The organism is Marinagarivorans algicola, from assembly GCF_001292705.1.
In the GTDB taxonomy this organism is placed as follows: Bacteria; Pseudomonadota; Gammaproteobacteria; order Pseudomonadales; family Cellvibrionaceae; genus Marinagarivorans; species Marinagarivorans algicola.
The window spans coordinates 36744-49716 of sequence record NZ_LGAK01000020.1; the positions used below are offsets into that span (position 1 = coordinate 36744).

Here is a 12973-nt window from a genome sequence, read left to right on the forward strand (position 1 = left end):
ATGATGAAACTAAAATTTGACCCCAATTTAGCGTATCAGCAAGAGGCGATTCAAGCGACTACCGGCTTGTTTGATAGTCTCGCGGGAGACGGTGCTGTTTATACCGAGCGTGGTATTGGCAATAGTTTACGCTTAGATCCGAATCAACTACTCGAAAATTTACACGTTATTCAAGAACAGCAATTTATCGAGAAGTCGGCCAGTTTATTTACTGAGGCTGATGATTATAGCTTCCCTAATTTTTCGGTAGAAATGGAAACCGGTACGGGTAAAACCTATGTGTACCTGCGCACCATTTTTGAGCTGCATAAACATAAGGGCCTGCGAAAATTTATTATCGTGGTGCCTTCGGTGGCGATTCGTGAAGGGGTATTATCATCGCTTGCGCTAATGCGTGAGCACTTTAGGCAGCTGTACGATAACGTGCCTTTTGACCATTATGTGTATCACTCAAAAGACCTATCCAAGGTGCGCCAATTTGCCACGGCGAATACTTTGCAAATTATGATTATTAATATTCAGGCCTTCCAAAAAGATGCCGACGCCGATACCGCGACGGGTAAAAAAATGGTCAATATTATTCACCAAGATTTAGACCGTATGCAGGGTAAACCTATTGATTTTATTCAGCAAATGCGCCCCGTGGTAATTATTGATGAACCGCAATCTGTAGATGCTACACCCAAAGCCCGTAAAGCCATTAATCACCTTAACCCGCTTGTAGCCTTACGTTATTCTGCCACGCATAAAAACCCTTACAATGTGGTGTATCAGTTAGGGCCAGTAAAAGCTTATGATATGAAACTGGTCAAGCAAATATCGGTGGCGTCTATTCAGGCAGAAAATAATATCAACCAAAACTATATCAAGTTAGCCAAGGTGGGCTTTACGGGTAAAGCGAAAACACCCACCGCCTCGGTGATTATTTTTGAAGACACACCTAACGGCACCAAAGAAAAAACAGTTAAACTCAAACAAAAAACAGATTTAGCCGACCATACTAACCGTAAAGGTTATGCGGGTTATATTGTTGATGAGATTTACGCTGAGCCCGGCAGTGAATATGTACGCTTTGCGAATAATGTCGTGTTAGAGCCAGAGCAAGAAAAAGACGGTATGCACAATGACATACTAAAGCTGCAAATCCGCGAAACTGTAGAAGCTCACTTTAAAAAGGAGCGCAACCTACAAAAGCAAGGTTTACAGATAAAGGTTTTGTCATTATTCTTTATTGATAGGGTTGCCAATTACCGGTTTTACGATGAACAAGGGTCTGTTCAAAAAGGTAAGCTAGCACAATGGTTTGAAGAGGCCTATAGCGAAGTGGCTGCTTTGCCACAGTACAGTGGGTTGGCCCAACGTGATGTAGCACAAGTTCATAATGGCTATTTTGCCGAAGTCAAAAAGCGCGGCAAAGTGGTAGAGCTTAAAGATACCAGCGGAAATACGACCAGTGATGCCGAAGTGTATGAACTCATTATGCGAGATAAAGAACGCTTGCTGGATGACATTGAACCACTGCGCTTTATTTTTAGCCACTCAGCATTAAAAGAGGGCTGGGATAATCCCAATGTTTTCCAAATATGCACCTTACGCGAAATAGGCAGCGAGAAGGAGCGCCGCCAAACCTTGGGGCGCGGTTTACGTCTAGCGGTAAACGCCAATGGTGACCGAATCTATGACCCCGCCGTTAACCGTTTAACCGTAGTGGCGAGTGAATCTTTTGAGCAGTACGCCAAAAACCTCCAGAATGAAATGGAAAAAGATATTGGTGGCGGCTTTAAGTTTGGCCGTGTGCCCGCTATTGCTTTTGCACCGCTATCGCTAGATGGCGAGTCCAGTTTGGGGCAAGAAAAATCCAAACAGCTTTGGCAATCACTTAAAGTTGATGGTTATATTGATAAAGGCGGTGATATTACCGCCAAATTCCAACCGAATGATTTGCACTTTCATTTAAAATTGCCAGAAGGCTACCAGACTATTGAGAGTGAGGTTATTGATAAGCTACGTAGCTTTATGTTTGCTGGGCGTGTTAAAAACGAGCGCACGCGAACCTCTATTACCTACAATAAGCGTGTTGAACTTAACCCCGATTTTGAGGCTTTGTGGGATAAAATAAAACACAAAACCCAGTATCGTATTGAATTCTCAACACAGGAGCTTATTGATTTATCGAGTCATAAATTACAAACAATGCCTGTTGTTAAGCCTATTGCATTACTGGTAGACCATACGCAAGCTTCGCTCACGGATGCGGGCTTTGGTGCAGGTTTAAAGGTACAAACGCCTAAAGCGCAGTATGTTACTTCGCATGACGTTTTGCCTGACCTTATCTCTGAGTTGCAAGAGCGAACGCAACTAACCCGCTCTAGTGTGTTAGCTATTGTTAAGCGCTGCGGTCGTTTGAGTGAGTTCAAAAATAATCCCCAAGGTTTTATGGCCGAAGCGGCCAAGCAAATACATAAGGCATTAGATGAATTACTGGTGGATGGTATTCGTTACGAAAGGCTAGCTGATGAGCATTACAGTATGACGCTGTTTGATGAAGCTGAGTTGGAAGCTTATTTAGATAGAGGCTATAAAGTGCAAAGCGGTGCAGTCGATGGTCACACGAAAACGCCTTATGATTATATTGAGTACGAATCAGATATAGAGCATAAAACCGCCTATGCCCTAGATGGCGCAGAAAATGTAAAGTTCTTCTGTAAACTACCGCGCTGGTTTAAAATTCCAACCCCCGTTGGCGATTACAATCCCGATTGGGCTGTTGTATTAGAAGCGGATAAAAAAATCTACTTAATACGTGAAACGAAATCCACACACGACAGCGACAAGCGCCGCGTGGAAGAAAATTTAAAAATTATTTGTGGCGAAGCGCATTTTAAAGCCTTGGGCGATGTAGATTACAGAGTGGCAACTACCGTAGCGGAGGTAGTTACTACGTGATAGCCTCATTGTTACTTGATGTATAGAAGGTATCAGCGTTTATTTTTGAGGCTGTTGGAGGCAGGAGGCCGACATCAAGCGTACAAGGGTGTATTTACAGCGAGTCCCAAAAATAAAGACTGATGCCACAATAAATCCTCGTTAGAAGTATTCATAAAAAATTAAATATGAAACAAACCCCTTTATCAGTTTTAGAGCACATTTTTGGTTACGATAAATTTCGTGGTCAGCAAGAGGCTATTGTTGAGGCCGTTACCGGTGGCGATGATGCGTTGGTGATTATGCCGACCGGTGGTGGTAAATCGCTGTGTTATCAAATCCCAGCGTTATTGCGCCCTGGTGTGGCTATTGTGGTGTCGCCTTTGATTGCGCTAATGCAAGACCAAGTCGAGGCTTTGCGTGCGCTGGGTGTGCGTGCCGGTTATTTAAATAGCACACTCAGCTCGCGTGAGCTTTACGATAACGAGCAAGCCTTGCAGTCGGGTGATTTTGATGTCATTTATATCGCGCCCGAGCGCCTTGTGCAAGCGCGTACCATTAACTTGTTACGCCACAGTCAAATATCATTATTTGCCATTGATGAGGCGCATTGTGTGGCGCAGTGGGGGCATGATTTTAGAGCCGATTATTTGCGCTTAGAGGTGTTACATAATGAGTTTCCTGCGGTGCCGCGTATTGCTTTAACGGCAACAGCCGATACTCGCACCCGGCAAGAAATTATCGATCGTTTAGCGCTGCATAATGCACGGCAATTTATAAGTGGCTTTGATCGGCCTAATATTCAGTACCGCATTCAACCCAAAGACCGTGCCCGCCAGCAACTCATTAAATTTTTAAAGCAAGAGCATGACGGCGATGCTGGTATTGTCTATTGCCTGTCACGCGATAAAGTCGAAAAAACAGCGATGTGGCTGCGCGAAGAAGGTTTTGATGCCTTGCCTTATCATGCCGGCTTACCAGCAGAAATACGCGCCAAGCATCAGCGCCGCTTTTTGCGCGAAGACAGCGTAGTGATGGTGGCGACTATTGCCTTTGGTATGGGCATTGATAAACCCGATGTACGCTTTGTAGCGCATTTAGATATGCCCAAAAGTATTGAGGCCTACTATCAAGAAACGGGCCGTGCAGGGCGCGATGGCGCACCGGCCACCGCGCTTTTACTGTATGGCTTTGAAGATGTGGTAAAGCTGCGACAAATGACCAGTAATAGCGAAGGCAGCGAAGCCTTTAGGCGCGCCGAGCAAGACCGCTTAAATGCCATGCTGGCCTTGTGCGAGCTAGCAACGTGTCGCCGTCAAATATTACTGCGCTACTTTGATGATGACTTGCCCGAGCCGTGCGGCAATTGCGATACCTGCATTACCCCGCCGCTTACATGGGATGCCACCGAGGCGGCGCAAAAGGCGCTATCGTGTGTGTACCGCACGGGCCAACGCTTCGGCGTACAGCACGTTGTTGATGTACTGCGCGGCGAAAAAACCGAGCGCGTTAAAAGTATGGAGCATCATCAACTCAGTACGTTTGGTATTGGCGCTGGTGTTTCACAAACCGAGTGGAAAGCCTTATTTAGGCAACTGGCAGCATTGGGATATTTAGATGTTGATCGTGAATTTGGTAGCTTATTATTAACTGAAAGCTGCCGCGCTTTATTGCGCGGCGAGGTGAATGTAGAGTTGCGCAAAGATGCCAAAATCACCACTAAACGCGGCAAGCGCCAAGCCATCGAAGTCGATCACGAAGACCTACCACTATGGCATGCGCTGCGACAGTGCCGCAGGCGTTTATCTGAAGAGTACGGCGTGCCACCGTATGTGATTTTTCACGATGCATCGCTCAAGCATATGCTAGAGGTACGCCCACAAAGCACACAGCAATTAATGCAGGTCAGTGGTGTGGGCGATGCAAAAGCCCAAAAATACGGCCAATCCTTTTTAGATGTATTACGCGAATATGAATACTCTGGGCGTTAAATTTTTTACTACTGTGTTGGGTGGCTTTTTAAGTCGTATTTTATTAAGCCACGCTTAATTTAGTCTTTGCTCGCTAAAAATCCCCCCAGGCCATCTGTAATAAGCTTAATGCCGTGAGCGGGGCGGTTTCGGTGCGCAATACTCGCGGGCCTAATGTGAGAGCATTAAAGTGATGACGTTGTGCTTGGCTTATTTCATCGGCACTTAGGCCGCCTTCGGGGCCAATGAGTAGGCTGCAGCTTTGGGGTTGGCTATAGTCGCTAAACTTTTGTGTACTGCGATGGTGCAAGACTAAATTGAGCTCGCTGTGAGCGCCTTGAATAAAGTCATTAAAATGTTGCGGGGCGTTTAAGACCGGTAAAATATTGCGCTGGCACTGTTCGCAAGCACTTACAATAATACCTTGCCAATGGTTAAATTTTTTTTCTAGGCGCTCGCCACTTAATTTAACTTCGCTGTTTTCGGTAAATAAGGGTGTGATTTGGCTAACCCCTAGCTCGGTGGCTTTTTGTAAGACTAAATCCCAGCGCTCACCACGCGATAGCCCAATGGCTAAGTGTGTGCTTAAGGGCGACTCTCTGTTTTGCGTATTAAACGCACCAACCTCAACACTAATACTTTTTTTAGTGATGGCGCTAATCACTGCTTGGTATTCGCCGCCTTGGCCGTTAAATAAAACAAGCTCGCGCCCAGCAGTCATTCGTAGAACCTTGCCTAAATAATGTGCAATGGATTCTTCAAGGTTAACGTGTGTTTGGCTTGCTAGTGGAGTTGTTGTGTAAATTCGTGGAATACGCATAAATAAGGGGGTAGGCGAGTAGAGGTTGTAAAAAATTAAAGCGCTTGATTGCTGGGCAATATAAAGCGCTTTAGTTGTGTACTTATTAGGGGCGAGGCAATAATAGTTTGTCCAATTAGACGTAGCGTTCTGTTTTCTCGGCAAGGCGCTCGAAGGGGCGCATGCCGGGGCATGTAACGCTTTGAGCAACGCAGCAGAAAACAAATATTATTGGATAATGTATTTTTTCCTCGTCCCTTAGGGCTTACTTATTGAGAGCCGCTTATGAGCTTATTCGCCGGGCAATAAACCCAGCTCATTCATTAAGTTCATGGTGGGCTCGGCATTATTCATAGTGTAAATATGCAACCCTGGTGCGTCGTTTTCGAGCAGTACTTCGCTTAGCTCGGTAATGACATCTAAACCAAAGGCTTTAATGCTTTCTTGGTCATCACCAAAGGCTTCAAGACGCTTGTGCATCCAGCGTGGTATTTCGGCGCCACAATTCATGCTAAAGCGCGACAAGCTATGGTAATTGCTAATGGGCATAATACCGGGGTAAATAGGCTGAGTGATGCCCGCTTCTAGGCAGCTTTCAATAAAATAAAAGTAAGCATCGGCATTGTAAAAATATTGCGTAATTGCGCTATTGGCGCCGGCATCAAACTTTTGCTTTAAAAATTCAATATCACTGTCAAAGCTTTTGGCTTCGGGGTGAATTTCGGGGTAGGCGGCGACTTCTAAATGAAAATGGTCACCCGTGTGTTTACGAATAAACTCAATTAATTGGTTGGCGTAAACCATTTGATAAGCGCCACCCATGCCCGATGGCATATCGCCACGCAGAGCGACAATGCGATCAATACCTAGGTCTTTATATTCATTTAGTAGGGCAATCATTGACTCATCATCGTCGCCACCAAACGAAAGGTGTGGTGCAACACTGCTGCCTGCCGCTTGAATAGCTTTTACACTACCGAGGGTGTTGTCGCGCGTTGAGCCGCCGGCACCATAAGTGACCGAGAAAAACTCAGGCTCGCACTGGGCGAGTTCTTGATGGGCCGCGGCAAGCTTAGTGCGGCCTTGTTCGGTTTTGGGAGGGAAAAACTCAAAACTTAAGCGGAGATTATCTGAATCACTCATGGCATGTACCTGGCGGTTAAAGTGTAGTGTAGAGCGATAGAGTAGCAGAATTTATGAATGCTTTTACGCTATCGCTTGTCAGTATTAAATAATTTAAATTTTAATACTTGTAGCTTTCGGGCTTGTAAGGGCCTTCTTGTGGCACATTAATGTAGTTGGCTTGGCTTGTGGTTAATTGTGTTAATACACCACCAAAGCCTTCTACCATGGCTTTAGCCACTTCTTCATCTAACTTTTTAGGTAAGATTTTGACATACACATTTTGTGCTTTTTCGCTAGCAGGTAAGTCGGCAAATTTAGCTTTGTATAAATGAATCTGCGCCAGTACTTGGTTGGCAAAACTGCCATCCATAATTCGACTTGGGTGACCGGTAGCGTTACCTAAGTTCACTAAGCGGCCTTCAGATAAAAGCAATAAGTGATTGTCAGTGGCTTTGTCGCGGTAAACTTTGTGTACTTGCGGTTTAACTTCTTCCCATTCCCAGTTGCTGCGCATAAAAGCGGTATCGATTTCATTATCGAAATGGCCAATATTACACACAACCGCACGTGATTTTAATGTTTGCAACATGGCAGCATCGCACACGTTAACATTACCGGTGGTTGTCACAATTAAATCGGTCGTTCCTAACAACAATGTGTCGATGTCTTCTACTTTGCCAGTATTCACGCCACCTTTATAAGGCGATACCACTTCAAAGCCATCCATACACGCCTGCATCGCACAAATGGGGTCAATTTCGCTAATTTTAACAATCATGCCTTCTTGGCGCAGTGATGCTGCTGAGCCTTTACCTACATCACCATAGCCGACAACCAGGGCTTTTTTACCTGATAATAAGTGGTCGGTACCGCGCTTAATGGCATCGTTTAAGCTATGACGACAGCCATACTTGTTATCGTTTTTAGATTTGGTGACGGCATCGTTAACATTGATAGCTGGTACTTTAAGCTCGCCTTTTTCCATCATTTCTAATAAACGATGAACACCGGTGGTGGTTTCTTCTGAAATGCCGTGAATGTTATCGAGTAAGTGGGGGAAACGACTGTGAACCATTTCAGTTAAATCGCCGCCATCATCCAAAATAATATTAGGCTCCCAAGTCACGCCTTCTTTTTGAATGGTTTGCTCGATGCACCATAAAAATTCTTCTTCGGTTTCGCCCTTCCAAGCAAAAACAGGAATGCCCGCAGCGGCCATAGCGGCAGCGGCGTGATCTTGTGTTGAAAAAATATTACAGCTAGACCAACGCACTTCGGCACCCAGAGCTACTAAGGTTTCGATAAGGACGGCTGTTTGGATTGTCATGTGAATACAACCCATAATTTTTGCATCTTTAAGCGGTTGCTCGGCGTGGTACTGCTTGCGCAAAGCCATTAGCGCAGGCATTTCGCCTTCGGCAATTTGTGTTTCGCGGCGGCCGTAAGCGGCTAGCTCGTCAAAGTGAGCTTGATCTTTGGCGGCGACTTTAAAGTCGGTAAAATTATTGGCGGCGGTAATGGTCATTGTGTTCTCGCTTGCGCTCATGCGCGATTAAAATGTGTAATGTGGACGTTATGCTGATATTGAATAAATAAAATTACAGTGCCGCTTTTAATTGCTCGGCTTTGTCAGTGGCTTCCCATGTGAAATCGGGTAGCTCGCGACCAAAGTGCCCATAGGCGGCAGTTGCACGATAAATAGGGCGCAATAAATCCAGCATTTCGATTAAGCCACGTGGGCGTAAATCGAAGTGCTCACGTACAAGTGTGGCAATGGCAAGGTCGCTAATTTTACCGGTGCCAAAAGTATTAATCGAAATAGATGTAGGCTCGGCAACACCAATGGCGTAGCTCACTTGTATTTCACATTTATCGGCAAGGCCTGCAGCCACAATGTTTTTTGCTACATAGCGACCGGCATAGGCGGCAGAGCGATCGACTTTTGAGGGATCTTTACCACTAAACGCACCACCGCCATGCCGCGCCATACCGCCGTAGGTATCGACAATAATTTTACGACCCGTTAAGCCGCAATCGCCCACTGGGCCGCCAATAATAAATTGGCCGGTGGGGTTAATGTGAAATTGAGTGTCTTTGTGCAACCATTCAGCAGGCAGAACCTCTTTAATAACTTCTTCCATGATGGCTTCTTTAATCGTTGCCTGCGAGACATTAGGGCTGTGCTGCGTAGATAGCACAACAGCATCAACAGCAACAGGCTTGTCGTTTTCGTAGCGTAAGGTGACTTGGCTTTTGGCATCGGGACGCAACCAATCGATTTGACCACTTTTGCGCAGCTGTGCTTGACGCTCAACTAAACGATGCGAATAAAAAATAGGAGCGGGCATTAATACTGGTGTTTCGTTAGAGGCATAACCAAACATCAAGCCTTGATCACCAGCACCTAAGTCTTTATCGCTGGCTTCATCGACGCCGATAGCAATATCGACGCTTTGTTTGCCAATGGCATTGAGCACGGCACAAGAGGCGCCATCAAAGCCGACATCGCTACTGTTGTAGCCAATATCTAAAATAACTTGGCGCACTAGATCTTCAAGGTCGATGTAGGTGCTGGTACGTACTTCACCGGCAATTACGGCCATGCCGGTTTTGACAAGTGTTTCGACGGCGACGCGTGCGTTTTTGTCTTCGGTGAGAATGGCATCCAATACGGCATCAGATATTTGATCTGCCATTTTATCGGGGTGACCTTCAGAGACAGACTCTGAAGTAAAAACATTGTATTGCGCCATAGTAAAGCCTCAGCGTTGATGTTTAATGTAAAAGATGAAAAGTATTCGTTGTAATAAAGTTATTAACAGGTTTTTAATCAGTGTTTTTAATCAGTGTTTTTAACAGGGTTTAAAAGTTAAAGTTTAAAAAATTGTTGTATTTGAATTTGAAAACCATTTCGCAAGGCAAAATACGTACTTTGCCCTGGGCTTAAACCTGCTGCCTGTGCCCAGCGGCTTAAATCCGTGGGCTCAAAGCCTAACCAGACATCACCGCAGGCGTCGCGCGCCCAGCTTTGTGGGTGGCTACAGAGTTCGGTAATAATCAATGCGCCTTGAGGGTTTAACGCCTGGCTCACATCGGCTAGTACCTGTGCCGGTGAGGGTGTGTGATGCAGCACCATATTTAAAATGGCGCAGTCAAAGGTTGCTGTGGTGTCGGGCTCCGATGTTTGAGTGTGAGTACTGAGCGCTTGTGTGTCGCCTAATATAAATTTTATATTGTGTAGCGTGCAGGCATTGCGCTGTGCATTAGCCAGCATTTGCGGGCTGTTATCTAGCGCCACAACGTGTTTAAAGTGCTCGCTCAGCGGTGTTAAAAATTCGCCTTCGCCAGGGCCTACCTCTAGCGCATTGTTACGATGCTTAAAGGGTGTGAGTTTTAAGAGTTCGACCACTTGTTGACCGTATACGTCGTAGCTGGCGATGAGGTCTTGTTGGGCTTTAAATTTATTGGCGTTTTCTAAAAAAAATTGATGGCTCGTTTGGCTGCGCACCTGCCAAATATTGGCCAATGCCCCTTGTAGCTCTGCCGGCATTGCAAGGCTATCGGCTTGTGTAAAAATAGCATTTTTGGTGATCGCTAGCGCATCGTTAGTGGCCACATGGGCTCGGCGATAAAAAATAGAGTTACCTTCGCGCCGGGTACTCACAAGGCCGGCGTTAGCCAGCACTTTTAAGTGGTGGCTAATACCCGATTGTTTAACGCCAAAGACTTGGGCGAGCTCAAGTACGCCGTACGAATCGTGCGCGAGTACTTGCAAAACACCCAAGCGCAACTCATCGCCTGCCGCTTTGAGCAGTGCACTAAGGCCGCCAAGGTGACTTTGGGTTTTGATAAGAGAACGCTCTGATGTTTGCATGAGTGCAGTGTAGCAGTCCTTAAAACCTATATCAAAATATTTTGATATAGGTTTTCTCTTTAGGCGCATTAGCCAATGTACTTTTCTCCATCGTCTGCGCCTTGGGTAACGGGACTTTTTGACAGTGATAAAAATGTTAACAAGCGTGATAAAAGTGTGATTAGGGTGTGACTACCTTGTGATACCTGTTTTGTATTGTGTGCCTGTGCTTGACGAGCGACTACGCCTCGCTTGCCACCCATTGATAACACTGGCTTACTCATTGACAGGAACCGAACATGACCTTCAAACAATTAATGTACAAAAAAATCGTGTGCGCAACGGCATTACTTGCATCAGCCACGGCTGTTAACGCCGCCGAAATATCTGTGAGTGTCACTAACCTCACGCATGGCATGTACTTTACCCCTTTGCTGGTATCGTCTCACGGTGCTGATGATAGTTTATTTGAGGTCGGTGCTGTTGCCTCTGACGCGCTCAAAATGATGGCCGAAGGCGGTGATATAGCGCCGTTGATTACCGCCACCGAAAGCCTAGGTGCTGTTAATTATAATAATCCCGCTGGCGGTGCTTTAGCGCCGGGGGCGTCAACTCCGATGGTTGATTTAAGTACCGGCGTTAATACGCAGCTAAGTGTGGTCTCTATGTTGCTGCCAACCAATGATGCTTTTTTGGGGTTGAATAATTGGACGATACCTACCGAGCCTGGCACCTATACCATTAATGTAAATGCTTATGATGCCGGTACCGAGGCCAACAATGAAATTATTGGTGGCGCTGATACCAACACGCCTGCGCCACCTTTTGTGATGACCGGTGGTAGCGGTGCCACAGGTATCGCCGCTGAGGTAGAAGGCTTTGTGCATATTCATCGCGGTAATTTAGGCGATAGTGAGATAGATGCTGGCCAGAGTGATTTTGACAATCGCATTCACCGTTGGTTGAACCCTGTTGCTCGCGTTACTGTAACCGTTAAGTAGGGAGAGCTTTATGAATTTACGAACACTTTCACTCACGTTAGCTAGTGCAGTGGCCTTAGCCGCTTGCGGTAGTAGCTCTAACGGTAACGGCACGGCAAGCTCTAGCATGACTACTGAATCGTCGTCACAGACGAGCGTATCCTCTGTTGTTAGTTCATCGATGAGTTCTGTGATATCTAGTGCATCGATGTCTAGCTCTTCAATGATGAGTTCTTCGATGTCTAGCTCATCAGAGCCTGCTAACGCACTCGATTGCGACCTGTATACAGCAGCGAAAGGTCAGGCAATATACGAGAAAGACTGCGCATTTTGTCATCAATTATTTGATGACGATGGTATTGCTATTGGTGGTGTTGCTAATGCCGACCCTTTTGATGCGAATGCCACTAGCTATGTTTACAATGGTAATACCTCAACAGATTTAGCGGCTTTTATCAGTGCCTATATGCCACCACCAGGTGGTACGTGTGATGAAGACTGTGGTATTAACTTGGCGGTCTATATTAAATCGTTAACCGATACCCCGCTATGTGCTGCGGCAATGGCTGAGTACTCAGTCAGCTTAATTAACGCCAGTGCAGGGCAAAAATTGTCGCCGGCGGCTGTCATTTTAAATAGCGAGCCACTCAACTTGTGGACCATCGGTGCACCAGCCACTAAAGCACTAGAAATGCTAGCCGAATCGGGTTCTCCACAAATGCTACTCGATGAAAACCCTGGTTTGGCCAATGCGACACTTGCGCTGACATCACAAGGCGAAATAAATACAGCCACCTTTGAAATGATGGCAGGCAAGCCTACATTTTTATCGGTCGCCTCTATGCCCATTTTGACCAACGATGCGGTTGTGAGTATTCAAAATGTGGCGATCGACGGTTTAGCCGTTGGCCATAGCATGATGATCGATGCTTATATTTTAGATGCTGGTACCGAAGCCAATACCGAAACTAAAGAGACTGTGCCAGGTTTGGGTGTTACAGGTGCCGGTTATGCTGCTGAGCGCAACGAGCTAACGGGTAATGATCAGGTTACTTTGCACCCAGGTGTTGTGAGTAATGCCGAGCTGAGCAGCTCCGATTTAAGTGAAATGCATCGCTTTGATAGTGGTAGCTTTAAGGTAAAAGTCACACGTACTCAATAGGCGCGCACTGAATGAGCGATAGCAGTGATAGGCTTGATAACATGACAACAATAAAAAGCCTAGTGACAGCCATTGATAAAGCTTAATTGATCGAGGCTAAAAAGCAAAAGGGAGCTGCGTAATGCAGCTCCCTTTTTTATGACTTATTATTGATGGCTT

10 protein-coding genes are annotated in these 12973 nt (G+C 45.9%); 4 read left to right on the forward strand and 6 right to left on the reverse strand.

Annotated features, from left to right (window positions below; genetic code table 11):
- Both AC438_RS08410 and recQ read left to right on the forward strand, forming a co-directional pair.
- On the forward strand, positions 1-2946 hold the full coding sequence (locus AC438_RS08410) for a restriction endonuclease (protein ID WP_202904727.1): 2946 nt from the start codon (positions 1-3) through the stop codon (positions 2944-2946).
- 167 nt (positions 2947-3113) lie between these two features.
- Positions 3114-4916: a DNA helicase RecQ gene (recQ, locus tag AC438_RS08415; RefSeq protein WP_053980813.1), complete on the forward strand. Its 1803-nt coding sequence runs from the start codon at positions 3114-3116 to the stop codon at positions 4914-4916.
- A 73-nt stretch (positions 4917-4989) separates the two neighbouring features.
- Here the strand turns inward: recQ and AC438_RS08420 are convergent, their stop codons facing one another.
- The 6 genes from AC438_RS08420 to AC438_RS16805 all read right to left on the reverse strand — a co-directional run bounded on the left by AC438_RS08420 (position 4990) and on the right by AC438_RS16805 (position 10956).
- A complete protein-coding gene (locus tag AC438_RS08420) occupies positions 4990-5715 on the reverse strand; it encodes a 16S rRNA (uracil(1498)-N(3))-methyltransferase (RefSeq protein ID WP_053980855.1) in 726 nt (241 codons plus the stop codon).
- Positions 5716-5985: 270 nt separating this feature from the next.
- Positions 5986-6837 (reverse strand): methylenetetrahydrofolate reductase [NAD(P)H], encoded by an 852-nt coding sequence (metF, locus tag AC438_RS08425; RefSeq protein WP_053980814.1) that lies wholly within the window; start codon positions 6835-6837, stop codon positions 5986-5988.
- A gap of 100 nt (positions 6838-6937) precedes the next feature.
- Positions 6938-8344 carry an adenosylhomocysteinase gene (gene ahcY, locus AC438_RS08430; protein WP_053980815.1) on the reverse strand — a complete coding sequence of 469 codons (1407 nt, stop codon included), beginning with the start codon at positions 8342-8344 and terminating at the stop codon, positions 6938-6940.
- A gap of 73 nt (positions 8345-8417) precedes the next feature.
- Positions 8418-9572 (reverse strand): methionine adenosyltransferase, encoded by a 1155-nt coding sequence (metK, locus tag AC438_RS08435; RefSeq protein WP_053980816.1) that lies wholly within the window; start codon positions 9570-9572, stop codon positions 8418-8420.
- Positions 9573-9688: 116 nt separating this feature from the next.
- Entirely contained in the window at positions 9689-10693 is a 1005-nt protein-coding gene (locus AC438_RS08440) for an ArsR/SmtB family transcription factor (RefSeq protein ID WP_053980817.1), read from the reverse strand.
- Between the two features lie 68 nt (positions 10694-10761).
- Complete coding sequence (locus tag AC438_RS16805; RefSeq protein WP_156312519.1) at positions 10762-10956, reverse strand: hypothetical protein; 195 nt, start codon at positions 10954-10956, stop codon at positions 10762-10764.
- A gap of 15 nt (positions 10957-10971) precedes the next feature.
- Between AC438_RS16805 and AC438_RS08445 the strand changes: the two genes are divergently transcribed.
- Together AC438_RS08445 and AC438_RS08450 are read left to right on the forward strand one after the other, a co-directional pair.
- A complete protein-coding gene (locus tag AC438_RS08445) occupies positions 10972-11673 on the forward strand; it encodes a spondin domain-containing protein (RefSeq protein ID WP_202904728.1) in 702 nt (233 codons plus the stop codon).
- A 10-nt stretch (positions 11674-11683) separates the two neighbouring features.
- Positions 11684-12814, forward strand: a complete 1131-nt coding sequence (locus AC438_RS08450; RefSeq protein ID WP_156317039.1) for a spondin domain-containing protein — start codon at positions 11684-11686, stop codon at positions 12812-12814.
- The last annotated feature ends 159 nt before the right edge of the window (positions 12815-12973 follow it).